The organism is Microbacterium martis, assembly GCF_047246685.1.
Taxonomy (GTDB): domain Bacteria; phylum Actinomycetota; class Actinomycetes; order Actinomycetales; family Microbacteriaceae; genus Microbacterium.
This window is the reverse complement of sequence record NZ_JBFOKT010000001.1, coordinates 658,588-681,281: the sequence shown is the minus strand read 5'-3', so window position 1 is coordinate 681,281 and position 22,694 is coordinate 658,588. Positions and strand designations below refer to the sequence as shown.

Sequence of the window (22,694 nt, the reverse complement as noted above, 5' to 3'; positions counted from 1 at the left end):
GACTGGAACGATGAGCACCGGACAGCGCGACACGATCGCAGACGCCGCAGCGGAGATCCCCGCCGAGGCGACCGTCGAGACCATCGAGAACAGCACCACCAACCGCAAGCAGCCCTTCCCACGCGGCTTCCTCGACACCATCTCGACCGGCTGGGCCGAGCGGCCCGAGACCCTCCCCCAACCGCGCGCCCAGGCGGCCTTCGCCGCGGCCAGGCGCGCGAAGGTGTCGGCCGCCTTCCCCGGCAAGCGCCTCGTGCTGCCCGCGGGCTCGCTCAAGCAGCGCAGCAACGACACCGACTACGTCTTCCGCGCGCACTCCGCATTCGCCCACCTGACCGGGTGGGCATCGGATGCCGAGCCCGACTCGGTCCTCGTCTTCGACCCGGTCGACGGCGGGCACGAGGTCACCCTCTACTTCCGCGAGCGCGCCGACCGCACCACCACCGAGTTCTACGCCGACGCCACGATCGGCGAGTTCTGGATCGGTCCGCGGCCCTCGCTCGCGGGCGTCGCGGCCGACCTGGGGCTCGCGACCGCACACCTCGACGACTTCGCGGCGGTCGACGGCGAACGGGTCCTCGACGACGACGACGAGCTCACCCGTTTCGTGTCGGAGCTGCGTCTGGTGAAGGACGAGTTCGAGGTCGCCGAGATGCGGCGCGCGGTCGAGATCACTGCGGCGGGCTTCGACGACATCGTCCGCGAGCTTCCGAGCGCGATCGCGCATGCGCGCGGCGAGCGCGTCGTGGAGGGAGTGTTCCATCGCCGCGCGCGGGAGGACGGCAACGGCGAGGGATACGACACCATCGCCGCGTCGGGCCCGCACGCCTGCTACCTGCACTGGACGCGCAACGACGGCACCGTCGCACCCGGCGACCTGATCCTGATCGACGCCGGCGTCGAGGCCGACAGCCTCTACACGGCCGACATCACGCGCACCCTCCCCGTGTCGGGCACCTTCACCGAGGTGCAGCGCCGGGTGTACGAGACGGTGCGCGAGGCCGCCGACGCCGCCTTCGCGGCCGCGCAGGTCGGCGTGCGCTTCCGCGACGTGCACGCCGCGGCGATGACGGTGATCGCGCAGCGCACGGCCGAATGGGGTCTGCTGCCGGTGACCGCCGACGAGGCGCTCGATGCCGACCAGGGCGGTCAGCATCGGCGGTACATGGTGCACGGCACCTCGCATCATCTCGGCATCGACGTGCACGACTGCGCGCAGGCGAGGCGCGAGATGTACTACGACGGCATCCTGGCGCCCGGAATGGTCTTCACGATCGAGCCGGGGCTCTACTTCCAGATCGACGACCTCACCGTTCCGGCCGAGCTGCGCGGCATCGGCGTGCGCATCGAGGACGACATCCTCATGACCGAGGACGGCCCGGTGAACCTCTCCGCGGGCATCCCCCGCACGGCCGACGACGTCGAGGCCTGGATCGCCCGCCTCCACCCCTGACCCCCCCTCCCCCTTCCCCTCCACCTCAGGGAGCCGGAGTGGATCAGAAATGCCGCTGGCACGAGCCGGTGGGAAGCATTTCTGATCCAGCATCCTCGTTCGGCGGACTAGCGCTGCAGGAAGTCGGCGACGAGCGGGGCGAGCGACGCGCCGATCTCGTCGGCCGCCCGCCGGCGCCCCTTGACCTCGAAGGAATGGCCTCCGCCGTCGATCCAGGCGACCTCGGCGTCACGGCACATCGCCACCGCCTCGTCGAACTGCTCGAGCGGCTGGATGAAGGGATCGTTCGTCCCCTCGACGAACAGCTGCGGCACGGCGATGGCGGGCAGGTGCTCGATGCGCGGCTTCTCGGGCCTTCCCGGCGGATGCAGCGGGTAGCCGAGGTACACCAGCCCGTCGACGTCCATCCCTTCGGCCACCGCCATCGAGGCCATGCGTCCGCCGTACGACTTCCCGGTCGCCCAGAGGGAGGCGTGGGGGTCTTCGGCCCGGGCGAGATCGACGACGGCGTTCCAGGTCGTGATCGCGTGAACGGCCGGGCCCGGCATCCGTCGTCCCTGCTCGACGTAGGGGAAGTTGAACCGCAGCGTCGAGATGCCCAGAGCGCCGAGCGCGCCCGCGAAGCCGCACAGGAACGGATGGTCCTTGCCCGCGCCGGCGCCGTGGGCGATCATCACCGTCGTCCCCCGCTCCCCCGGCGACCAGTCCGCCGACACCGTCGTCGGGCCCGACGGGAGCTCCACGGCGATGGTTCTCATCAGGCTCGCTGGAACGGGATCGCGAAGGGGACCTTCATCGCCTTGCCCGCCGACGCCCGCACCGTGCCGGCGATCACCAGCGCGAGATGCAGCAGGGACACGGCGAAGTACGCCGTGATCGGGATGCCGAGGGGATAGAAGTCCCTCGTCGGCGCCTGGGCCGTGAGCGCGAAGAGCAGCACGAAGTGCAGCACCAGCAGGAGCGTCGACACCAGCAGGTAGGTCAGGCCCCAGTTGAACGCCGTGCGGGCGTTCTCGCGGGCGACGCCACCGGCCCGGCGTGAGGCCGCACCGCTCGTCGCCATCGCGATGCCGGAGGCCAGACCGCCGATGAAGGGGAACGGCACGACGATCAGGAGACCGAGCACCCAGGGAAGCAATCCTCGCGGCGGCGCGGCGTGCGGGTGGGCGGGAGCGGCGTAGGGCGCGTACGCAGGCCCGGGCGCGGGCGCGCCGGCAGTGCCGGGGGCGGGCGGTGCCGGATATGCGGGAGGCGGCGGCGTCGCCGAGCCGTAACCGGGAACGGGTGGCGCCGGCGGAGGGAAGCCCGGCGCGTGGGCTGCCGGCGGCAGGGCGGGAGGGGGCGCGTCGTGGGGCTCGGGGTCGTTCATCGTGCGTCGTCCCGCGGATCGGGCGCGGGCGCGGCGCCCGGCTCGGGCGCGGGCATCGGCCCGGGTTCGGGCCCGGGTGCCGGTGCCGGTGCCGGTGCCGGTGCCGGTGCCGGTGCGGGAGCCGGTGTCGGTGCGGGAGCCGGTGCGGGAGCCGCTGCGGGAGCCGGTGTCGGTGCCGGTGCGGGAGCAGGGGTTCCCGGCGGGATGCGCTCTCCGTACTTCGGCGGCTCGTCGAGATCGACCGGCGGCCGTGCCGGTGCGACCCGCACTCCACCGAGGACCTGGCGTGCCTTGGCGAGCGAGGCGGCCAGCACCGTGACCTCGTAGTGGTCCGCCGCGAACTGGGTGACGCTGGCAAAGTCGCGGCGGCGCCGGACGATCGCGTAGGTGACCAGGCTCAGGAGCATGCCGAGCGCGACACCGATCAACACGAAGCCGACGAAGAGCTGCATCGGGACCTCGGGGTTGCCCAGCACGAGGATCGCCGAGAGGAACAGACCGATGAGCACGCCGTTGATCGCCCCCGACCGCGCGGCGGCCGCGTAGCCGAGCCTGCCGGTCACGCGCTCGACGGTGCGGACGCTCTGGCCGACGATGGCGATGTCACGGGCGGGCACCTCCCCGGCGATCAGTTTCGACACCGTCTTCTGGGCGCTCTCGTAGTCGCGCGTCGTGGCGACGATCTCGCCGGTGTCCGTGCCGCTCGCGGGACGATTCAGCATGCTCATCCGGCTATTCTTCCACGCTCCGCGATGAACGTACCGGGCGCGCCTCCCGGCACCCGCGCACTACGCTGGGCAGGTGAGCACACAACGGGTTTTCGCCGCGCGCCTGGCCGGGTGCGCCGTCTTCGACCCCCTCGGCGACCGGCTCGGCAAGGTCCGCGACGTCGTCATCGTGTACCGAAGTACCGCCGCTCCCCGCGTCATCGGCCTCGTCGTCGAGATCCCCGGTCGCCGCCACGTCTTCCTCTCGATCGGACGCGTGACGTCGATCCGCGCCGGCCAGGTCATCACCACCGGCCTCATCAACGTGCGTCGGTTCTCGCCGCGCGCCGGAGAGGTGCGGGTGCTCGCCGAACTGCTCGGCCGTCGCGTCAGCCTCGTCGACGGCAGCGGAACCGCGGTCATCGAGGACGTCGCGATCGAGCCCAACCGCCTGGGCGAATGGGCCATCGGCCAGCTCTTCCTGCGACGACCCAAGACGAGCGCGTCGCCGTTCGCCAAGGGGCCGACGACGTTCGCGGCCTGGAACGAGGTCGCCGAGCAGCACTCCCCCGGCGAAGCGCAGTCCGCCGAGCAGCTCATCGCCTCGTACTCCGAGCTTCATGCCGCCGACCTGGCCAACACGCTGCTCGACCTGCCGCAGCAGCGCATGATCGAGGTGGCCGAAGAGCTGTCCGACGACCGTCTCGCCGACGCCCTGGAGGAGATGCCCGAAGACGAGCAGGTGCACATCCTCGACCGGCTCGGCGACGAGCGCGCGGCCGACATCCTCGACCAGATGGAACCCGACGATGCTGCCGACCTGCTCGCGCAGCTGCCGCCGAACCGCCTCGAGCAGCTCCTCGAGCTGATGGAGCCGGAGGAGGCCGAAGACGTCAGGAATCTTCTGCGTTACGGACCCGACACCGCGGGCGGTCTGATGACCCCGGAGCCGATCATCCTGTCGGCGGACGCGACGGTGGCCGAGGCGCTGGCGCTGATCCGGCGCCACGAGCTGCACCCGGCTCTGGCCGCGGCGGTGTTCGTCACCCTGCCACCCTTCGAGACCCCCACGGGGCGGCTGCTCGGCCTGGTCCACTTCCAGCGGATGCTGCGCTACCCGCCGCACGAGCGACTCGGTGCCATCCTCGACGACAGTCTCGAACCCGTGCCGGTCACCGCCTCCGCCGCCGAGGTGGCGCGCATGCTCGCCAGCTACGATCTCGTCTCGCTTCCCGTGATCGACTCGGCCCACCGCCTCGTCGGCGCGATCAGCATCGACGACGTGCTCGACTACCTGCTGCCCGACGACTGGCGCTCGCACGACGGCGATGAGCCGACGACGGTCGCGAAGGAGGTGCGCTGATGGCTCGGTCGCCGCGCCTGGACGCACCTCTCGGCCGGGGGACGACGCGTGCTCGCCCGACCTCCCGTGACCGGTTCGGCCGCTTCACCGAATGGGTCGCGCGCGCCATGGGCACCCCCGCGTTCCTCGTCATCCTGTCGCTGTTCTGCGTGGTGTGGATCGTATGGAACACCCTCATGCCCGAGCACCTGCGCTTCGACGATGCCGCCCTCGGCTTCACCGCCCTCACCCTCATGCTGTCGCTGCAGGCGTCGTATGCCGCGCCCCTGATCCTGCTCGCGCAGAACCGCCAGGACGACCGCGACCGCGTGCAGATCGAGCAGGACCGGCAGCGGGCCGAGCGCAACCTCGCCGACACCGAGTATCTGGCGCGGGAGATCGTCGCCCTGCGGATGGCGCTCGAGGAGCGCAACACGCAACTCGTCACCCGCGATGTGCTGCGACAGGAGCTGAAGACGCTCCTCGCCGAGCTCGGCGAACCCGAGGAGAAGCCGCACGGCGGCACGGCACCATGACGGGGGCCGACAGCGTCCGCGCCGCCGTGTCGGCGGTGGTCGACCCGGAGCTGCGTCGCCCGATCGGCGACCTCGACATGGTGCGCGAGATCGAGGTCGACGGCGACCGGGCGCGCGTCGCCATCGTGCTGACCATCGTCGGCTGCCCGGCGGCGGCGCGCATCGAGGCCGACGTGCGACGGGCCGCGGCATCCGTTCCGGGCATCTCGACGGTCGACGTCACGGTCGGGGTGATGACTCCCGGCGAACGGAAGGCGCTCACCGAGAAGCTGCGCGACGGACGGCCTCCTCGCCAGATGCCGTTCGGTCCCGACTCGCTCACCCGGGTCGTCCTGGTCTCGAGCGGCAAGGGCGGCGTGGGCAAGTCGACCGTGACGGCGAACCTCGCGATCGCGCTGGCCGACCTGGGCCTGTCGGTCGGACTCGTCGACGCCGATGTGCACGGCTTCTCGATCCCCGGCCTGCTGGGGATCCCCGCGGGGACGCAGCCGACGCGCATCGACGACCTCATGCTCCCGCCGGTCGCGCACCGGGTGAAGACGATCTCGATCGGCATGTTCCTCCGCGACGGCGAGGCCGTGGTCGCGTGGCGCGGCCCGATGCTGCATCGCACCGTCTCGCAGTTCCTCACCGACGTCTTCTTCGGCGACCTCGACGTGCTGCTCATCGACATGCCGCCGGGCACCGGCGACATCGCCATCTCGATCGGCCAGCTGCTCCCCCACGCCGAGGTGCTCGTGGTCACGACACCCCAGGCCGCGGCATCCGAGGTCGCCATCCGCAGCGGACTGGTCGCGCGTCAGACCGGTCAGCGGGTGATCGGCGTCGTCGAGAACATGGCGGCCTGGACGCTGCCCGACGGAACCGTGCTCGACCTGTTCGGGTCGGGCGGCGGGGCGGCGGTCGCGGAGGCGCTCTCCGGCCCCGACGAGACGGTGCCGCTGCTGGCGTCGATCCCGCTGAGTCCCGCGCTGCGGGCCGGCGGAGATGCGGGCGAGCCGATCGTCGGAGGGGAGACGACGGATGCCGCCGCCGACGCCATCCGCGCGCTCGCGCGGTCGCTCGCCCGCCAGGGACGCCGCCTCGCCGGCCGCTCGCTCCCGCTCTCTCCCGGGTGACCCGCCCGCCCGGGTGATCGCGGACTCAGGTGGATTCGGAGTCGTACGGGGGGCGATCCCCCGCGGCGAACGCGCGGGGAACGCGAGGGGCGGCCGGCTCGGCGATCGTGGCCTGCGCCTTCGTCGCCGGCGCCGGCTCGGGCTCTTCGAACAGCGCGTCGCGGATGATGCGCCGCGGGTCGTACTGACGCGGGTCGAGCTTGCGCCAGTCGACGTCGTCGAGCTCCGGACCCATCTCATCGCGCATCCGCGTCTTCGTGTCACGGAGGTACTCGCCGGTGCGCCGCACGATGCGGGCGAACCCCTCGGCAGCTCGGGGCAGACGGTCCGGACCGATGATGAGCACTGCGATGAGGCCGATCAGCAGCAGCTTCTCGAAGGTGAGCCCGAACGTCATTCGTACAGGCTACCGCCGCGCCTGCGCTCTCCGCGCGCATGGAGCGCATACGCTGGGAGGAATCCCGGTCCCGGCACAGGAAGGCAGGCCATGAGCGAGCACGACGCCAACGCGCGTTTCCTTCGCGAGTCCATCGTCGAGCCGGGTGCCATCTCCCGAGCGCGCGCCCACGCGGTGGAGCTCGGGGCCGCGCCGGTCAGCCCGGTGGTCGGATCGCAGATCGCGGTGCTCGCTGCGGCGACGGCCGCGCGTTCGATCGTCGAGATCGGAACGGGAGCCGGCGTCTCGGGGCTCTGGCTGCTGCGCGGCGCGCCGCAGGCGGTGCTGACGACGATCGACAACGAGCCCGAGCACCTCGCCGCCGCCCGCCAGGCGTTCTCCGACGCGCGGATCGCGTCGACGAAGGCGCGCTTCATCACCGGTCGCGCCGCCGACGTGCTCCCGCGCATGAACGAGGCGTCCTACGACATCGTCCTGGTCGACGCCGATCCCGAGAACGTCATCGAGTACGTCGAGCACGGGCTTCGCCTGGTCCGCGACGGCGGCATCGTGCTCGTCCCCCGCGTTCTCGGCGGAGGTCGCGTCGCCGACCCCGTCCAGCGCGATGAGGTGACCGCCGCGTACCGCTCGCTCGTGCAGGAGACGCAGGAGTCGTCCGCCGTGCTCGCCACGGTCTCTCCCGCCGGCGAGGGGCTGCTGCAGCTCGTCAGTGTCGCCGACCGCGCCTGACCCGGGCGATGCTCGGCGTGCCGAATTCCGGATGCTCCGACGGCGACCCGGCGTGTCGACGGCGTGTCACCGGATCCTCTCGCCCGACACACCGACCGGCCTGAGCGGCATCCGGAATCCGGTACGACCAGCAGGATGCCGGACGACGAAGAGGGCGGCGGATCGGATGATCCGTCGCCCTCTTCGGATCCGCGTCGCGGACCGGGGTCGATCAGGCCGGCGCCACGACGGCCGCCAGCACGTCGTGAAGCTCCTTGGCCTCGGCGTCGTTCACGGAGACGACCAGACGGCCGCCGCCTTCGAGCGGGACGCGCACGATGATGAGTCGCCCTTCTTTCACGGCCTCCATGGGTCCGTCTCCGGTCCTCGGCTTCATCGCTGCCATCGTGGCTCCTTTTCCTCCGGTGGTATGCAACGAGTTTATCGGTGTCACCGGGCCTGAACGTCACCTGGGAAGGAAATCCGCTCCATCCCGCCCGCTCACGGCACCTGCCAGAAGGTGTTCCCCTGCGCGTACATCGCGAAGATCCAGAGCCACTGCCCGAGCACGCAGAGGAGCAGAACGCCGAGCCGCCACCACCGCGACCGGGGCACCGCGACGGCGCCCCACAGCGGGCTCAGCGGAAGGAGGAGGCGGAAGGTGCTCGACTGCGGGAAGAACACGGCGAGCAGATACAGCAGGTAGCTCGCACTCCACAGCCGCAGATCCGCGCCGAGCGCGCGCACCTGCGGCAGGAGCAGCAGCGCCGCGCCGGCACCGACGACCAGGAGCACGAGCACCACCGGGCCCGCCGCCTCCGGCAGACCCCAGAACCCGAACCAGAACTGCGCCGCCTGCACCCATCCCTCGAAGGGGATGAAGGTCTCGACCCCGCCCGCGACCCAGTGCCGACGCCAGGCCAGCTCCGTCGCGAGATACGCACCGGGATCGCCCGTCGCGAGACCGGCGATGACCTGCCAGCCGAAACCGGTGACGGTCGCGAGCGCGCCGAGCGCGAGGATGTGGGCGATCTCCCGGCCCTGCAGCGGATCGTCGCGTCGCCGTATCCACCGGACGATGCCGTGCAGTCCGACGAAGAGCGCGAAGGCGAGGACGCCGGGCCGCGTGAACGCCATCAGCGGGATCAGAAGATAGAGCTGCGCGTAGCGCCGCCGTGACATCGCATCGAGCGCCAGGAAGAGCAGGAGCAGGAACAGTGTCTCGGCGTAGCCGACCTGGAACATCGCCGCGAGCGGCCCCGCGGCGAAGAACACCACCGCCCACATCGCCGCGGACGCCCCGATGCGGTCGCGCAGCAGACGGTGCAGCGCCAGGCACGCGAGATAGCCCGCGACGAACGACAGCACCAGCGCTCCCGCACCCCACGAGCCGAAGACCGCGCCGAGCGCCTTCGCCGCATAGGCGAACACCGGCATGAACGCCCAGGCGTTCTCGGCCACATCGCCGGTCTCGGTCAGCGGCAGCGGGGCGGGGTAGCCGTTCTCGGCGATGAGCCAGTACCACTGCGCGTCCCACCCGACCACGAAGTCGGCGAGTCCCGCATCCGCCCCGAAGCGCGACGACGGCGTCGAGAGCGAGGCGGCCGTGAGGAGAAGACCGCAGGTCACCGCACGCGCGAGCAGGTAGACGATCGCGATGCGCAGGGCCACCGGCATCCGCGCCCACCGGCGCGCCGCGGTCAGTGCGAGGTGAGCCACGCGCGCAGACCCCGCTCGACGCCCTCGATCTGCGCGAGCGGAACGCGCTCCTCGTCGTGATGGGCGAGATGCGGGTCTCCGGGTCCGTAGTTCACCGCCGGGATGCCGAGGGCCGAGAAGCGCGCGACGTCGGTCCATCCGTACTTCGGTCGCGGCTCCGCGCCGACCGAGGCGACGAACCGGCCGGCGATCTCGGCATCGAGGCCGGGACGGGCGCCCTCGGCGGCATCGGTGATCTCGACGTCGAATCCGGCGAGCACTCCTCGCACGTGCGCGGCGGCGTCGGCGGCCGACTTGCTCGGCGCGAACCGGTAGTTGACCTCGACCTCGCAGGCGTCGGGGATCACGTTGCCCGCGACGCCGCCGGTGATCCGCACGGCGCTGAGGCTCTCGCGGTACACCAGGCCGTCGACGAGGACCTCGCGGGCGCGGTACTCGGCCAGCCGGGCGAGGATGGGCGCGGCGCGGTGGATCGCGTTCTCGCCGATCCAGGCGCGGGCGGCGTGCGCGCGGACGCCCGTCGTGCGCACGATCGCGCGGAGCGTGCCGTTGCAGCCGCCCTCGACCTCGCCGTTGGACGGTTCGCCCAGGATGGCGAAGTCGGCCTCGAAGAGATCGGGGCGGACCGCTGCGAGAAGACCCAGGCCGTTCTTCGACGCCTCGACCTCTTCGTTGTCGTACCACATCCAGGTGACGTCGATCACGGGGTCGGCGAGTTCGGCGGCCAGCTTCAGCTGCACGGCTACCCCCGCCTTCATGTCGACCGTGCCGCGGCCCCAGAGGTGGGGCACGCCGTCGATCTCGATGTCGCGCGTCGGCACGTTCGCGTTGATCGGAACCGTGTCGATGTGCCCCGCGATGGCGACGCGCTGCGCGCGCCCGAGGTTCGTGCGAGCGACGACCGTGTTGCCGTGACGCATCACCTCGAGATGCGGCACCGCGGCGACGGCCGCCTCGATGGCGTCGGCGATGGTGCGCTCCTCACCCGAGACGCTCGGTATGTCGCACAGCGCACGGGTGAGATCGACGGATGACGCGGTCGGATCGAGCACCATGCACCCAGCCTACTGACCGCCGTCATGCGTGACGGACGCGTCCACCCGGCGCGATAGCGTGGACGCATGAGTGATTCGCGCAGTGTGTGGGGTGTCGGACTGACCACGATCTCGGGTGACGGCACGGTACTCGACGCCTGGTACCCCGAGGTCGGCAGCGGATCGCCCTCGGCCGACGACACCGCCGCCGCCTCGGCCGCGCTCGCGGTGCTGACCGGTCCCGACGAGCGCCGGAACGTCTCCGTCGAGGTCGTGCAGCTGCAGATCGACCTCGACGAGGCGCCCGCCTCGACCGCCGACGCGTACCTGCGCCTGCACGCGCTCTCGCACCTCGTGGTGCGTCCGAACGAACTCAACCTCGACGGCATCTTCGGCCACCTGCCGAACGTCGCCTGGACCAACGCCGGTCCGATGCACCCGGACGACGCAGCCCGCCTGCGCCCGCAGCTGCAACGCGCCGGCATCCAGGTGCAGGGGCTCGACAAGTTCCCGCGCCTGACCGACTACGTGCAGTCGGCCGGCGTGCGCATCGCCGACGCCTCGCGCGTGCGGCTGGGCGCGCACCTCTCCCCCGGCACGACCGTGATGCACGAGGGATTCGTCAACTTCAACGCGGGGACGCTGGGCGCCTCGATGGTGGAGGGACGCATCTCCCAGGGCGTCGTCGTCGGCGACGGCAGCGACATCGGCGGCGGGGCGTCGATCATGGGCACGCTGTCGGGCGGGGGGACGCACCGCATCTCGATCGGCGCACGGACGTTGCTCGGCGCCAACGCGGGCATCGGCATCTCGCTCGGCGACGACTGCGTGGTCGAGGCGGGGCTGTACGTGACCGCGGGCACGAAGATCGTCCTCGCCGACGGTCCCGCGATGCCCGACGGCGGCCGCAAGACCGCGAAGGGCGCCGACCTCTCCGGACGCGACGGCCTTCTGTTCCGACGCAACTCGCTCACCGGGGCGGTCGAGGCGGTACGGCGCGCCGGTGTCGGAGTCACCCTCAACGATGCGCTCCACGCCTGAGCTCCGTCCCCTCGGCGATCGACACGGCCCGCGCTGCGGGCCGGCTCACAGCATCCGCGTGATACTGTCGACCTGACGCTCCTCGCAAAGCGAGACGTCTGCGTCGACACGCTCCCGCGCCACTAGCTCTGGTTCTGGCCATTTCGAACGGCGAAACGATGCGCGATCCCGCGCCGTCGCCCACCTTCCGCACCCGGCCCTGATGGTTCGTGCGTGCATTTTCGGAGATACACCCCTATGACTTCCTTCCTCGATCTCGGCGTGCCCGCCGACCTCGCCGCCGTCCTCGCAAAGGACGGCAAGACCGAGGCGTTCGCGATTCAGCGCGACACGCTCCCCGATTCCCTCGCCGGACGAGACCTGCTCGGTCGCGGCCGCACCGGCAGCGGCAAGACGATCGCGTTCGCACTCCCGCTCGTCTCCCGCCTCGCCGCCTCCTCTCGCCAGAGCCGCCCCGGTCACCCCCGCGGCCTCGTGCTCGCGCCGACCCGTGAGCTCGCGACCCAGATCGCCGCCACCATCGCTCCGCTCGCCGAGGCCAAGGGCCTGCGGGTCACGACGGTGTTCGGCGGCGTCAGCCAGCGTCCGCAGGAGCAGGCCATGCGCAGCGGCGTCGACATCGTCGTCGCCTGCCCCGGCCGACTCGAAGACCTCATGAAGCAGCGCGTCGTGCAGCTCGACGCGATCGAGGTCACCGTGCTCGACGAGGCCGACCACATGGCCGACCTCGGCTTCCTCCCGGGCGTCACCCGCATCCTCACCGCCACCCCGGCCGGAGGCCAGCGCCTGCTGTTCAGCGCCACCCTCGACCGCGGCATCGACACGCTCGCCCGCCGCTTCCTCTCGAATGCGGTCAGCCACGAGGTCGACGAGGCGAGCGTGCCCGTCGGCGAGATGACGCACCGCGTGCTGGTGGTCGACGGCGCCGAGAACAAGACCACCCTGGTGCGTGACCTCGCGTCGGGCACCGGCCGCCGCATCCTCTTCACCCGCACCAAGCACCAGGCGAAGAAGCTCGCAAAGCAGCTGACCGCTGCCGGCATCCCCGCCGTCGACCTGCACGGCAATTTGTCGCAGAACGCGCGCGAGCGCAACCTCAGCGCGTTCTCGACCGCTCCCGATGAGGGCGGCGTGCGCGTGCTCGTCGCCACCGATGTCGCGGCGCGCGGTGTGCACGTCGACAACGTCGATCTCGTGGTGCACGTCGACCCTCCCGTCGAGCACAAGGCGTACCTGCACCGTTCCGGCCGCACGGCCCGGGCCGGGGCGGCGGGCACCGTCGTCACGGTCGTGCTGCCGGAGCAGCGCCGCGACGTCAAGGACCTCCTCCGCAAGGCGGCCATCACCGCCCCGCTCGAGAACGTCACCGCCGACGCCGTCGCCGGACTCGTGCCCGAGCGCGCCCCGCACGTGCGCCCGGCGCCGGTTCCGGCCCAGCCGCAGCGACAGGCGAAGCAGCGCCCCGCGGGCGGAGAGCGCGCGGGGGCGTCGACTCCTCCCGCCCGTCGCCGTCGTCGCTCGGGGCAGGGCGGCCAGAGCCAGGGCGGCCAGGCCCGTCAGGGCGGCGGCCAGCGCCGGGGCGGCGGCCAGCGCCAGGGCCGCTGACCCTCGATCCCTCGACCGCACCCGAGGGATCAGGTGGCGGGAATGGTCGCCCGGCGCCTCTGCCAGCGGCCTTCTGCGCCACCTCCCCCCGCACGACCCCGCACAAACCACGAAGCCCCCTCCCGCGGGAGGGGGCTTCGTCGTCGTGTCACCGGGTCTGGAACGAGCGCTCCGGCGATCCGGTGTACAGCTGCTGCGGCCGACCGATCTTCGTCTGCGGGTCGAGCTGCAGCTCACGCCACTGCGCGAGCCATCCGGGAAGACGCCCGATCGCGAAGAGCACCGTGAACATGCGCGTGGGAAAGCCCATCGCCTTGTAGATGACTCCCGTGTAAAAGTCGACGTTGGGGTACAGGCGTCGCTCGCGGAAGTAGTCGTCGGCGAGCGCGATCTCCTCGAGCTCCTTGGCGAGATCGAGAAGGGGGTCGGTCACGCCGAGCGACGTGAGCACCTCGTCGGCCGCCTCCTTGACGAGCTTCGCACGCGGGTCGTAGTTCTTGTAGACCCGGTGCCCGAAGCCCATCAGCTTCACGCCCTCTTCCTTGTTCTTCACCCGCTCGACGAAGCGCGAGACGCTCTGCCCCGAGTCGCGGATCTGCCCCAGCATGGTGAGGACGGCCTCGTTGGCGCCGCCGTGCAGCGGGCCGGAGAGCGCCTGGATGCCGGCCGAGATCGACGCGAACTGGTTGGCGCCCGTCGACCCGACCAGGCGGACGGTCGACGTCGACGCGTTCTGCTCGTGGTCTTCATGCAGGATCAGCAGCAGCTCGAGCGCCTTGGACATGACCGGGTTGATCTCGTACGGCTCGGACAGCACGCCGAAGTTGAGCTTGAGGAAGTTCTCGACGAACCCGAGCGAGTTGTCGGGGTAGAGGAAGGCCTGTCCGACGCTCTTCTTGTGCGCGTAGGCCGCGATCACCGGCAGCTTCGCCAGCATCCGCACCATGTTCAGCTCGACGTGCTCGGGGTTGTGCGGGTCGGTCTGGCCCTCGTAATAGGTCGACAGAGCGGCGACGGCCGACGAGAGCACCGACATCGGGTGCGCGGTGTGCGGCAGCGCCGAGAAGAACCGCTTCAGGTCTTCGTGCAGCAGCGTGTGCCGACGGATCTTCTCGTCGAACTCGGCCAGCTCCGACGCCGAGGGCAGCTCGCCGTAGATGAGCAGCCAGGCGACCTCGAGGTAGCTCGTGTGGCCCGCCAACTGCTCGATCGGGTAGCCCCGGTACCGCAGGATGCCCTTGTCGCCGTCGATGAACGTGATCTCCGACTTCGTCGACGCCGTGTTGACGAAGCCGTAGTCGAGTCCCGTGTAGCCGGTCTGGCGGGTCAGCGTCGAGAAGTCGATGCTGTCGTGACCCGCCGTGCCGCGTACCAGCGGGAACTCGGCGGTCGTGTCGCCAATCGTCAGCTTCGCCGTCTGGTCTGCCGCTGCGCTCACGCGCACCTCCTCCTGGTGTCCGACCGCGCGAGTCGCGACGGCAGCGGACAAGATCGTGTCACCTCGGAATGGGCGATCTCTCGGCTCTCAGGCCAGGTCGGGTCTCGACCGAATCGCTGTTACAGCCTAGTAGTCTCCCAGGCCTACTGTGACATCAGCCAAACAGACGGCCGCACAGCGGTGGGAATCTACAGTTCTGCGCCGGTGAGACGTCGCGCAGCTTCGACGACCCGGTCGGTCGGGGCCGTCAGCGCGAGCCGGACGTGGCGGCCCGAGTCGGGGCCGTAGAACGGCCCCGGACCCGCCAGGATGCCGAAGTCGGCGAGGCGCTCCATCGACTCCCAGGCGTCGCGCCCCTCGGTGGCCCAGAGATAGAGCCCGGCCTCCGAGCCGTCGACGCGGAAGCCCGCCGCCTCCAGCGCGGGGCGCAGGGCGTCGCGGCGCGTGCGGTAGAGCTCCTTCTGCGCAGCGACGTGGTCGTCGTCGCCGAGGGCCACCGCCATGGCGTGCTGCACGGGCGCCGGGGGCATGAGACCGAGGTGCTTGCGCGCGGCCAGCAGGTCTCCGACGATGTGCGCGCACCCCGCGACGAACGCGGCGCGATACCCGGCGAGGTTCGACTGCTTGCTGAGCGAATACACGCTCAGCAGGTTCGAGCGCTTCCCGCCCGTCACGCGCGGATCGAGGACGGAGGGGATCGGCTCGGTCGCCCAGGCGCCGTCCCAGCCGAGCTCCGCGTAGCATTCGTCGCTCGCGAGAATCGCACCGAGCTCGCGCGCCCGGCGGACGGCGACCGCCAGCTCGTCGACGGTCCAGGTGCGTCCGTCGGGATTGCCGGGCGTGTTGATCCAGATCAGCTTGGTTCCCTCAGGCCACTCCGCCGGGTCGTCGGCGGCCAGCGGCACAGCGCCGGCGACCCGCGCTCCGACCTCGTAGGTCGGATAGGCGACGCGCGGGTGCACGACGATGTCGCCCGCGCCGAGACCGAGCAGCGTGGGCAGCAGCGCCACCAGCTCCTTCGAGCCGATCGTGGGCAGCACGTTGTCGACCGACAGATCCGCCACCCCGCGCCGCCGCGCGTACCACTCGACGATCGCCTCGCGAAGCGCCGGCGTGCCGACGGTCTGCGGGTACGCGTGCGCGTCGGTGGCGTCGGCGAGGGCTCGGCGGATGATCTCGGGCGTGGGGTCGACCGGGGAGCCGACCGACAGGTCGACGAGACCGTGCGGATGCCGGGCGGCGCGGTCGCGGAACGGCGCCACCGCGTCCCACGGGTAGTCGGCGAGGTCGCGGACGCTCACGACGGGCGCCTACTCGCCCTGGGGCGGGAGCGCGGCGACGATGGGGTGGTCGAAGGGATAGACGCCGACCTTGGCCGCTCCCCCGGGAGAGCCGATCTCGTCGAAGAACTCGACGTTCGCCTTGTAGTAGTCCTGCCATTCGTCGGGCAGGTCGTCTTCGTAGTAGATCGCCTCGACGGGGCACACGGGTTCGCACGCGCCGCAGTCCACGCACTCGTCGGGGTGGATGTACAGCGACCGTTCACCCTCGTAGATGCAGTCAACGGGGCACTCGTCGATGCAGGCGCGATCCTTGACATCGACGCACGGGAGGGCGATCACATACGTCACTCCCCCAGTCTACGTCTCGTGGACGACCGGTTCCTCCGAGGCCGGCGCCTGGGTGCGCACGGGCAGCCGCGAAAGCGACGGCCAGGCGACGACGAGAAGGACGAGCCCGGCGACCAGATAGGTCCAGATCCTCCCCGGAAGGGCGTCCTGCACCACCACGGACCCGCCCGGTCCGACGCCGGAGATCAGCACCAGCATCCCCAGCATGCCGAGACCGGCGGCGACGGCGGCCCCGCGATCATGGGTGAGGGCGCGGACGGCGACCAGGATCGCGGCGCAGGCGATCCCGCCGACGATGAGACCGACGGGGATGGGCCCCCACATCAGACTGTGCCCGATCGTCCCGGCGACGCCGTAGACGCCGCCCACCAGCGCCGCCGCCACCCACGACAGCACCCTCGACCACCAGCTCACTCGCACTCGTCGATCCTACCGGCGCGATCTCCGTGCGCCGCGGTCGGAATCGTCACGCGGCGAGCCCGAGCATCCGCAGCAGCGCGGCCACGAGCGCCGCCGCGACGACCACCACCAGGAACGACTGCCGCAGCCACAGGAGCCCCGCCGCGACGAGGAGTGCGGGCACGCGGGCATCGACGGTGATCGCCTGACCGGCTCCCAGCGTCTGCACGGCCACGAGGGCGGCGAGCAGCGCGACCGTGAGCAGGTCCGAGATGCGGGCGGGACGCGGGGCCTCGAGCACCTTCGGCGGCACGAGATACCCCGCGGCCTTGAGTGCGAGGCAGATCACCGCCGCGAGCAGGATGGCGCTCCACAGGGTCACGAGGCCGCTCCGGACCCGGCGTCCGCCGTGCGGGGCGGCCTGCCGAGCCAGTCGAACCAGCCGACGACGACGGCGACCAGGGCGGCGACGAGCACGGGGACCCCCGGCAGGAGGAAGGGCGTCAGCGCGGCAGCGACGACGGCGGCCGCGACGCCGACGGCGATCGCCTGCCGTCGCCGCAGCCGAGGCCAGAGCAGCGCGAGGAAGGCCGCGGCCGCGGCGGCATCCAGGCCCCACGTGCGCGGGTCGCCGAGCACGTCTCCGACGAGAGCCCCCACTAGGGTGGTGACGTTCCATCCGAGGAAGATCCCGATCCCGGTCACCCAGAAGCCCACCCGGCGCAGACGCGGGTCGCCCTGCGATATGGCGACGGCGGTCGACTCGTCGATGGTGAAGTGGGCGGCGGCCGCTCGGCGCAGCGGGCCGCCGCCGACGACAGGCGACATGCGCATGCCGTAGGCGACGTTGCGCACCCCGAGCAGCACGGCCGAGGCGATCGCCGAAGGCAGGGCGGCGAGACCGCCCGCGGCGAAGACGCCGATGAACGCGAACTGCGACCCTCCGGTGAACATCAGCAGGCTGAGAACAGACGTCTGCCAGACATCGAGCCCGGATGCGACGGCGAGGGCCCCGAACGAGACGCCGTAGGCGCTGGTCGCGACGACGACGCCGAGCGCTTCGCGCCACACCTCGCGCTCGGCCGTCACGGCGCCCCTCCCGGCGTTCGTTCCAGTGAACACATGTCCATCATCCTGAACGGAACGATCGGCATAGTCAAGCGAACGAACGTTTGACATGATGAACGGATGGAGGATCTCCGCACGCGCATATCCCGCACGCTCCGCCGCGAGCGCGAAGCCGTGGGCCTCTCGGTCTCCGAGCTGGCGCGCCGGGCGGGGGTCTCGAAGGCGACGGTCTCCCAGCTCGAGAGCGGATCCGGGAATCCGAGTGTCGAGACGCTGTGGGCCCTCGGCGTTGCGCTCGGCGTGCCGTTCGCCGTGCTGGTCGATCAGCAGGCGAACGCGCCCACGCTCATCCGCGCCGACGACCTCGCCGGCGTTCCGTCCTCAGCCGCGGCGTACAGCGCGACCCTGCTGTCGGCGAGCCCGCCCGGCGCCCGCCGCGACGTCTACCTCATCCAGGCGGAGCCGGGCGATCCGCGGCTCTCCGACCCGCATCATCCGGGCACGATCGAGCACGTGATCCTGATCGCGGGGCAGGCGGAGGTGGGCCCGGCATCCGCGCCCGTTCTTCTGAACCCGGGCGACTACCTCACCTATGCCGGGGACGCCGCGCACGTCTTCGACGCCACCGCCGCCGGCACGAGCGCCGTGCTCATCTCCGAACTGCGCTGAGGTCGCGCGGACCTCAGTACCAGTTCGTCGCCTGCGAGTGACCCCAGGCGCTGCACGGCGTGCCGTACACCGACTCGATGTAGTCGAGGCCCCACGCGATCTGCGTCGCCGCGTTCGTCTGCCAATCCCCTCCGGCCGACGCCATCTTGCTGCCGGGGAGGGCCTGCGGGATGCCGGTGGCTCCGCTGGAGGCGTTGTACGCCTGGTAGTTCCAGCCGGACTCCTTCGACCAGAGCGAGCTCAGGCAGGAGAACTGGTCGCCGCCCCAGCCGTACCGGCTCGCCATCATCTGCTGGGCCGTGGCCTTGGCGCCGTCCACGGTGTTCGCGGCGGCGAGAGCGGCCGCGGCGGCGGCTGCGGCGGCGGCAGCGGCGTCGTCGGCCGCCTTCTTCTCCTGCGCCGCCGTGAAGGCCGTCTGCAGGGCCGCGCTGGCGGCGGTGACGGCATCCGTCTCGGAATCGAGCTCTCCGGTCAGCACGGTGACCACGACCGACGGGAGCTCGTCCCGCTCGTCCAGGGCACCGATCGCCTCCTGCAGAGGGGCGACATCGACGGGAGCCGCCGCACTGACGTCGAGGCCGGAGGCGGCGACGTCGGCGGTGAGGGTCTCCGCGACGGCGACCGCGTCCTCGGCCCGGGTCAACGGCATCGCGGCCTCGTCGACGTTACGAGCCTGCGGTTCGTCGCCGGTGATCAGCTGAGCGACGGCAGCCGCGGGATCGGCCGGCTCGGCACCGGCGGCCGGCGCCGAGACGATGCCCGCGGTGAGGGTGATGCCGACGAGCGTCGTCAACGCGGTGCCGAGGATGATCATCGGCCGACGGGAGAGGGCGGCGCGAGCGGATGCCGCGTCAGAGGCGCGACGAAGCGCACGGGTTTCATGGAGCATGGTTCGACTTTCGGGTCGTCGTATGCCGCTTGCAGGAGACTCATCGGGAGTTCGCTCCGGGCACAAGTGCTCGAGTCTGCCCCATGTTCCTGAACGAAAACCGTCCCTCGCCTGGGATGAGCATGAGAGAGGGCCCCGCTCGCCGTTCGGCGTGCGGGGCCCTCTGCGCAGGATCGTCCGTCGACGCCGGTCAGGCGTTGGCGTCCTGCCGCTTGAGGCGCGCGGTCTCGCGCGCGCGGGTGTTCTGGTCGAGGTTCACCTTGCGGATGCGCACGGCCTCGGGCGTGACCTCCACGCATTCGTCGTCGCGCGCGAACTCGAGGCTCTCCTCGAGCGTGAGCACGCGGGGCGGCGTCATCGACTCGAAGTTGTCGGCCGTGGAGGAGCGCATGTTGGTGAGCTTCTTCTCCTTGGTGATGTTCACGTCCATGTCGTCGGCGCGCGAGTTCTCGCCGATGACCATCCCCTCGTAAACCTCTTCGGTCGGCTGCACGAAGAACGACATCCGCTCCTGCAGGGCGATCATGGCGAACGGCGTGACGACTCCGGAGCGGTCGGCGACGATCGAGCCGTTCTGGCGGGTCGTGATCTGCCCGGCCCAGGGCTCGTAGCCGTGCGAGATCGCGTTCGCGATGCCCGTGCCGCGCGTGGTGGTGAGGAACTCGCTGCGGAAGCCGATGAGGCCGCGCGAGGGGACGATGAACTCCATGCGCACCCAGCCGGTGCCGTGGTTCGTCATGTTCTCCATGCGGCCCTTGCGGTTCGCCAGGAGCTGGGTGATCGACCCGAGGTGCTCCTCCGGCGTGTCGATCGTCAGGTGCTCGAAGGGCTCGTAGGTCTTGCCGTCGATCTTCTTCGTGACCACCTGGGGCTTGCCGACCGTGAGCTCGAAGCCCTCGCGGCGCATGTTCTCGACGAGGATGGCGAGCGCCAGCTCACCGCGGCCCTGCACCTCCCAGGCGTCGGGGCGCCCGATGTCGACCACCTTGAGCGACACGTTGCCGACGAGCTCGCGGTCGAGGCGGTCCTTCACCATGCGGGCGGTCAGCTTGTGCCCCTTGACCTTGCCCATGAGGGGCGACGTGTTCGTGCCGATCGTCATCGAGATGGCGGGATCGTCGACCGTGATGGCGGGCAGCGGACGGACGTCTTCCGGGTCGGCGATCGTCTCGCCGATCGTGATGTTCTCGAAGCCCGCGATCGCGACGATGTCGCCGGGGCCGGCGGACTCGGCCGGGTAGCGCTCGAGCGCGCGGGTCTTGAGCAGCTCGGTGATGCGCGCGTTGCTGGTCGTGCCGTCCGAGCGGACCCACGCGACGGTCTGGCCCTTCTTGAGCGTGCCGTTGAAGACGCGCAGCAGCGCGAGACGGCCGAGGAAGGGGCTCGAGTCGAGGTTCGTGACCCAGGCCTGCAGCGGCGCCTCGTCGTCGTACGCGGGCGCGGGAACGTGCTCGAGGATGGCCTCGAACAGGGGCTCGAGGTCGTCGTTGTCGGGCAGCGATCCGTCGGCCGGGCGGTTGCGCGAGGCGGCGCCGGCGCGACCCGACGCGTAGACCACCGGCACGTCGAGCAGCGCGTCGACGTCGAGGTCGGGAACATCGTCGACGAGGTCGGAGGCAAGACCCAGCAGCAGGTCGTGCGCCTCCTCCTCGACCTCGGCGATGCGGGCGTCGGGGCGATCGGTCTTGTTCACCAGCAGGATCACCGGCAGCTTCGCCTCGAGAGCCTTGCGCAGCACGAAGCGCGTCTGCGGCAGCGGCCCCTCGCTCGCGTCGACGAGGAGCACGACGCCGTCGACCATCGAGAGGCCGCGTTCGACCTCACCGCCGAAGTCGGCGTGACCGGGCGTGTCGATGACGTTGATCGTCACCTCGCCGTCGGTCGCGTGCGCACCCTTGTAGGTGATCGCCGTGTTCTTGGCGAGGATCGTGATGCCCTTCTCGCGCTCGAGGTCGTTCGAGTCCATCGCGCGCTCGTCGACGTGGGCGTGTTCGCCGAACGAGCCGGTCTGACGCAGCATGGCGTCGACAAGCGTGGTCTTGCCGTGGTCGACGTGGGCGACGATTGCGACGTTGCGGAGGTCGGTGCGGAGGGCGTGCGCCATGCAGGTGTCCTAAAGAGTGTGGGATGTGCCGGGAAGCCGACGTTCCAGGATAACGCACCCTCGGAGTCCGTTCCGGAGCGGGGGTCGTACGATCGGGACCGTGACCCTTCCCCCCGACCCGCGACCCGACACCTTCGACCCGCCCGCCGCCTCCCGCAGCCGCCTGTGGTGGGAGATCGCGATCGTGCTGGCGCTGGGCCTCGGCCAGTCGGCCGTGTACGCGATCGTGCAGCTGGCCTATCGCCTCACCGACACGACCCCGCTCGCCGATCAGACGGCGACCCTGAATCCGTCGCGCAGCGACCGCGAGGTCTTCGATCTCGTCTACCAGGTGCTGTCCATCGGGTTCTCGCTGGTCCCCGTGCTGCTGGTGTGCTTCCTCCTGTGGCAGTCGCACCGCCCGCATCTGGCGGGTCTGGGTCTGGACGGCAGGAGGATCGGGAGGGATGCCGGGCGCGGCATCCTGCTCGTCGTCGCGATCGGAGTGCCGGGGCTCGCCCTCTACGTCGTCGGCCGTGCTCTCGGCCTGTTCGTCGCAGTGAACCCGGCCGGCCTCGATGCGCACTGGTGGACCGTGCCGGTGCTGCTGCTGGCCGCGGCGCGCGCATCGCTGCAGGAGGAGTTCGTGGTGCTCGGCTACCTCTTCGCCCGACTGCGCCAGCTGGGGTGGGGTCCGTGGACGATCATCGTCACGACCTCGGTGCTGCGCGCGAGCTATCACCTGTACCAGGGCCCGGGCGCGTTCATCGGCAACCTGGCCATGGGCCTGCTGTTCGGATGGCTGTTCCAGCGCTCGGGACGACTGCTGCCGTTCCTCGTCGCGCACTTCCTGATCGACGCCACGGTGTTCGTCGGCTATCCGTGGGCGGCCGCGACCTGGCCGCAGCTGTTCGGCCTGCCCGGCTGAGGGGCGTCCGGTCGTTTGATCAGATCGCGCTGATCCCGACCGAGACGATGGCGCTGACCCCGATGACTCCGAGCGCGAGCAATGCCGGGACATCCCAGCCTCGAACGATCGGCTCATCCGCGGCCCCCGAGGCGGCCTGCCAACGGTCACGGACGTCGGCGAGGTCACGAAGACCGGCGGGAGCCTTCGCGGCGTCGTCGTCGCCGGCAGGGCGCCGCACGGGGCGTGCTCTCCCGGGCCCGCCGTAGCAGGTGAGGTCGGTGCCGTCGTCGAGCGAGAACACCAGCTGCCAGCGCAGGTCGATGTCTCGGACGCGGTCCCATCCGAACGACGTCCGTCGGAGCATGTTCTGCACGATCGCCCCGCCGTCGTCCACGCGCACGGCGGAGACGAAGGCGACCTCGTAGACGATCCACATCGCGAGCAGAACCCAGGGAGCGAGCAGGAGCATCTGCCCCCACCCTGCGCGGACGACGGCGTCTCCGAGCAGGAAGAGCGCCAGCAGCGAGCACAGGACCAACGTCACCGCCCCGGAGGCCGCGCGCAACGTCCGCGCGGCC

25 protein-coding genes are annotated in these 22,694 nt (G+C 71.0%); 9 read left to right on the top strand and 16 right to left on the bottom strand.

All coding sequences use genetic code 11. From position 1 onward, the window contains the following. The first annotated feature begins 10 nt into the window (after window positions 1-10). The gene (locus tag AB3M90_RS03265; RefSeq protein ID WP_412949895.1) at window positions 11-1,453 is read left to right on the top strand and encodes an aminopeptidase P family protein; all 1,443 of its coding nucleotides are present in this window, start codon (window positions 11-13) and stop codon (window positions 1,451-1,453) included. A gap of 107 nt (window positions 1,454-1,560) precedes the next feature. Here the strand turns inward: AB3M90_RS03265 and AB3M90_RS03260 are convergent, their stop codons facing one another. From AB3M90_RS03260 to AB3M90_RS03250, 3 genes are all read right to left on the bottom strand, one after another. Then, window positions 1,561-2,211, bottom strand: coding sequence for an alpha/beta hydrolase family protein (locus AB3M90_RS03260; RefSeq protein ID WP_412949894.1), 651 nt, complete (start codon window positions 2,209-2,211; stop codon window positions 1,561-1,563). After that, on the bottom strand, window positions 2,211-2,579 hold the full coding sequence (locus AB3M90_RS03255; RefSeq protein ID WP_412949893.1) for a magnetosome magnetite crystal formation protein family: 369 nt from the start codon (window positions 2,577-2,579) through the stop codon (window positions 2,211-2,213). The genes AB3M90_RS03260 and AB3M90_RS03255 overlap by 1 nt, the downstream gene beginning before the upstream one ends. Before the next feature lie 239 nt (window positions 2,580-2,818). Beyond that, entirely contained in the window at window positions 2,819-3,550 is a 732-nt protein-coding gene (locus AB3M90_RS03250; protein WP_412949891.1) for a YflT domain-containing protein, read from the bottom strand. Window positions 3,551-3,623: 73 nt separating this feature from the next. Here AB3M90_RS03250 and AB3M90_RS03245 point away from each other — a divergent pair, with 73 nt between their 5' ends. From AB3M90_RS03245 to AB3M90_RS03235, 3 genes are read left to right on the top strand one after another with little or no spacing between them, the layout of a single operon-like run. Further along, the gene (locus AB3M90_RS03245; RefSeq protein WP_412949890.1) at window positions 3,624-4,892 is read left to right on the top strand and encodes a magnesium transporter MgtE N-terminal domain-containing protein; all 1,269 of its coding nucleotides are present in this window, start codon (window positions 3,624-3,626) and stop codon (window positions 4,890-4,892) included. Next, window positions 4,892-5,407, top strand: a complete 516-nt coding sequence (locus AB3M90_RS03240; protein WP_412949889.1) for a DUF1003 domain-containing protein — start codon at window positions 4,892-4,894, stop codon at window positions 5,405-5,407. The genes AB3M90_RS03245 and AB3M90_RS03240 overlap by 1 nt, the downstream gene beginning before the upstream one ends. Beyond that, window positions 5,404-6,525 carry an Mrp/NBP35 family ATP-binding protein gene (locus AB3M90_RS03235; protein ID WP_412949888.1) on the top strand — a complete coding sequence of 374 codons (1,122 nt, stop codon included), beginning with the start codon at window positions 5,404-5,406 and terminating at the stop codon, window positions 6,523-6,525. The genes AB3M90_RS03240 and AB3M90_RS03235 overlap by 4 nt, the downstream gene beginning before the upstream one ends. Before the next feature lie 25 nt (window positions 6,526-6,550). On the opposite strand, the gene AB3M90_RS03230 is transcribed toward AB3M90_RS03235, so the two are convergent. Next, entirely contained in the window at window positions 6,551-6,922 is a 372-nt protein-coding gene (locus AB3M90_RS03230) for a twin-arginine translocase TatA/TatE family subunit (RefSeq protein ID WP_412949887.1), read from the bottom strand. A 90-nt stretch (window positions 6,923-7,012) separates the two neighbouring features. On the opposite strand from AB3M90_RS03230, the gene AB3M90_RS03225 reads away from it, so the two are divergent. Beyond that, on the top strand, window positions 7,013-7,651 hold the full coding sequence (locus AB3M90_RS03225) for an O-methyltransferase (RefSeq protein ID WP_412949886.1): 639 nt from the start codon (window positions 7,013-7,015) through the stop codon (window positions 7,649-7,651). Window positions 7,652-7,862: 211 nt separating this feature from the next. Here the strand turns inward: AB3M90_RS03225 and AB3M90_RS03220 are convergent, their stop codons facing one another. From AB3M90_RS03220 to dapE, 3 genes are all read right to left on the bottom strand, one after another. Next, window positions 7,863-8,036 carry a DUF3117 domain-containing protein gene (locus AB3M90_RS03220; RefSeq protein WP_017203323.1) on the bottom strand — a complete coding sequence of 58 codons (174 nt, stop codon included), beginning with the start codon at window positions 8,034-8,036 and terminating at the stop codon, window positions 7,863-7,865. A 95-nt stretch (window positions 8,037-8,131) separates the two neighbouring features. After that, a complete protein-coding gene (locus tag AB3M90_RS03215; RefSeq protein ID WP_412949885.1) occupies window positions 8,132-9,349 on the bottom strand; it encodes a hypothetical protein in 1,218 nt (405 codons plus the stop codon). Next, on the bottom strand, window positions 9,331-10,404 hold the full coding sequence (gene dapE / locus AB3M90_RS03210; RefSeq protein ID WP_412949884.1) for a succinyl-diaminopimelate desuccinylase: 1,074 nt from the start codon (window positions 10,402-10,404) through the stop codon (window positions 9,331-9,333). The genes AB3M90_RS03215 and dapE overlap by 19 nt, the downstream gene beginning before the upstream one ends. A 66-nt stretch (window positions 10,405-10,470) precedes the next feature. On the opposite strand from dapE, the gene dapD reads away from it, so the two are divergent. Both dapD and AB3M90_RS03200 read left to right on the top strand, forming a co-directional pair. Beyond that, complete coding sequence (gene dapD, locus AB3M90_RS03205) at window positions 10,471-11,424, top strand: 2,3,4,5-tetrahydropyridine-2,6-dicarboxylate N-succinyltransferase (protein WP_412949883.1); 954 nt, start codon at window positions 10,471-10,473, stop codon at window positions 11,422-11,424. A 237-nt stretch (window positions 11,425-11,661) separates the two neighbouring features. Continuing rightward, entirely contained in the window at window positions 11,662-13,029 is a 1,368-nt protein-coding gene (locus AB3M90_RS03200; protein ID WP_412949882.1) for a DEAD/DEAH box helicase, read from the top strand. A 148-nt stretch (window positions 13,030-13,177) separates the two neighbouring features. Here AB3M90_RS03200 and AB3M90_RS03195 read toward each other — a convergent pair whose 3' ends face one another. From AB3M90_RS03195 to AB3M90_RS03170, 6 genes are all read right to left on the bottom strand, one after another. Beyond that, window positions 13,178-14,467: a citrate synthase gene (locus tag AB3M90_RS03195; protein WP_412949880.1), complete on the bottom strand. Its 1,290-nt coding sequence runs from the start codon at window positions 14,465-14,467 to the stop codon at window positions 13,178-13,180. Window positions 14,468-14,655: 188 nt separating this feature from the next. Continuing rightward, on the bottom strand, window positions 14,656-15,768 hold the full coding sequence (dapC, locus tag AB3M90_RS03190) for a succinyldiaminopimelate transaminase (RefSeq protein ID WP_412949878.1): 1,113 nt from the start codon (window positions 15,766-15,768) through the stop codon (window positions 14,656-14,658). A gap of 9 nt (window positions 15,769-15,777) precedes the next feature. After that, entirely contained in the window at window positions 15,778-16,098 is a 321-nt protein-coding gene (gene fdxA, locus AB3M90_RS03185) for a ferredoxin (RefSeq protein WP_412949877.1), read from the bottom strand. 9 nt (window positions 16,099-16,107) lie between these two features. Continuing rightward, complete coding sequence (locus AB3M90_RS03180; RefSeq protein ID WP_412949876.1) at window positions 16,108-16,518, bottom strand: histidinol dehydrogenase; 411 nt, start codon at window positions 16,516-16,518, stop codon at window positions 16,108-16,110. Window positions 16,519-16,564: 46 nt separating this feature from the next. Beyond that, window positions 16,565-16,879 carry an AzlD domain-containing protein gene (locus AB3M90_RS03175; protein ID WP_412949875.1) on the bottom strand — a complete coding sequence of 105 codons (315 nt, stop codon included), beginning with the start codon at window positions 16,877-16,879 and terminating at the stop codon, window positions 16,565-16,567. Next, window positions 16,876-17,586: an AzlC family ABC transporter permease gene (locus AB3M90_RS03170; RefSeq protein ID WP_412951201.1), complete on the bottom strand. Its 711-nt coding sequence runs from the start codon at window positions 17,584-17,586 to the stop codon at window positions 16,876-16,878. Before AB3M90_RS03170 ends, AB3M90_RS03175 begins: the two co-directional genes overlap by 4 nt. A 99-nt stretch (window positions 17,587-17,685) precedes the next feature. Between AB3M90_RS03170 and AB3M90_RS03165 the strand changes: the two genes are divergently transcribed. Continuing rightward, window positions 17,686-18,234, top strand: a complete 549-nt coding sequence (locus AB3M90_RS03165) for a helix-turn-helix domain-containing protein (protein WP_412949874.1) — start codon at window positions 17,686-17,688, stop codon at window positions 18,232-18,234. A gap of 13 nt (window positions 18,235-18,247) precedes the next feature. On the opposite strand, the gene AB3M90_RS03160 is transcribed toward AB3M90_RS03165, so the two are convergent. Beyond that, window positions 18,248-19,123, bottom strand: a complete 876-nt coding sequence (locus tag AB3M90_RS03160) for an aggregation-promoting factor C-terminal-like domain-containing protein (protein ID WP_412949873.1) — start codon at window positions 19,121-19,123, stop codon at window positions 18,248-18,250. A 190-nt stretch (window positions 19,124-19,313) separates the two neighbouring features. Continuing rightward, on the bottom strand, window positions 19,314-21,227 hold the full coding sequence (typA, locus tag AB3M90_RS03155; RefSeq protein WP_412949872.1) for a translational GTPase TypA: 1,914 nt from the start codon (window positions 21,225-21,227) through the stop codon (window positions 19,314-19,316). 100 nt (window positions 21,228-21,327) lie between these two features. Between typA and AB3M90_RS03150 the strand changes: the two genes are divergently transcribed. Continuing rightward, a complete protein-coding gene (locus AB3M90_RS03150; RefSeq protein WP_412949871.1) occupies window positions 21,328-22,134 on the top strand; it encodes a CPBP family intramembrane glutamic endopeptidase in 807 nt (268 codons plus the stop codon). A 19-nt stretch (window positions 22,135-22,153) separates the two neighbouring features. Here AB3M90_RS03150 and AB3M90_RS03145 read toward each other — a convergent pair whose 3' ends face one another. Then, on the bottom strand, window positions 22,154-22,660 hold the full coding sequence (locus AB3M90_RS03145; protein WP_412949870.1) for a PH domain-containing protein: 507 nt from the start codon (window positions 22,658-22,660) through the stop codon (window positions 22,154-22,156). Window positions 22,661-22,694: the final 34 nt, after the last annotated feature.

Excerpts from the sequence above, each read along its gene's own strand:
- AB3M90_RS03250 (WP_412949891.1), bottom strand. The coding sequence starts at position 3,550 with ATGAGCATGCTGAATCGTCCCGCGAGCGGCACGGACACCGGCGAGATC.
- AB3M90_RS03160 (WP_412949873.1), bottom strand. The coding sequence starts at position 19,123 with ATGCTCCATGAAACCCGTGCGCTTCGTCGCGCCTCTGACGCGGCATCC.
- AB3M90_RS03200 (WP_412949882.1), top strand. The coding sequence starts at position 11,662 with ATGACTTCCTTCCTCGATCTCGGCGTGCCCGCCGACCTCGCCGCCGTC.
- dapD (WP_412949883.1), top strand. The coding sequence starts at position 10,471 with ATGAGTGATTCGCGCAGTGTGTGGGGTGTCGGACTGACCACGATCTCG.
- AB3M90_RS03240 (WP_412949889.1), top strand. The coding sequence starts at position 4,892 with ATGGCTCGGTCGCCGCGCCTGGACGCACCTCTCGGCCGGGGGACGACG.
- AB3M90_RS03230 (WP_412949887.1), bottom strand. The coding sequence starts at position 6,922 with ATGACGTTCGGGCTCACCTTCGAGAAGCTGCTGCTGATCGGCCTCATC.
- AB3M90_RS03220 (WP_017203323.1), bottom strand. The coding sequence starts at position 8,036 with ATGGCAGCGATGAAGCCGAGGACCGGAGACGGACCCATGGAGGCCGTG.
- AB3M90_RS03260 (WP_412949894.1), bottom strand. The coding sequence starts at position 2,211 with ATGAGAACCATCGCCGTGGAGCTCCCGTCGGGCCCGACGACGGTGTCG.
- AB3M90_RS03235 (WP_412949888.1), top strand. The coding sequence starts at position 5,404 with ATGACGGGGGCCGACAGCGTCCGCGCCGCCGTGTCGGCGGTGGTCGAC.
- dapE (WP_412949884.1), bottom strand. The coding sequence starts at position 10,404 with ATGGTGCTCGATCCGACCGCGTCATCCGTCGATCTCACCCGTGCGCTG.
- AB3M90_RS03225 (WP_412949886.1), top strand. The coding sequence starts at position 7,013 with ATGAGCGAGCACGACGCCAACGCGCGTTTCCTTCGCGAGTCCATCGTC.
- typA (WP_412949872.1), bottom strand. The coding sequence starts at position 21,227 with ATGGCGCACGCCCTCCGCACCGACCTCCGCAACGTCGCAATCGTCGCC.
- AB3M90_RS03265 (WP_412949895.1), top strand. The coding sequence starts at position 11 with ATGAGCACCGGACAGCGCGACACGATCGCAGACGCCGCAGCGGAGATC.
- AB3M90_RS03165 (WP_412949874.1), top strand. The coding sequence starts at position 17,686 with ATGGAGGATCTCCGCACGCGCATATCCCGCACGCTCCGCCGCGAGCGC.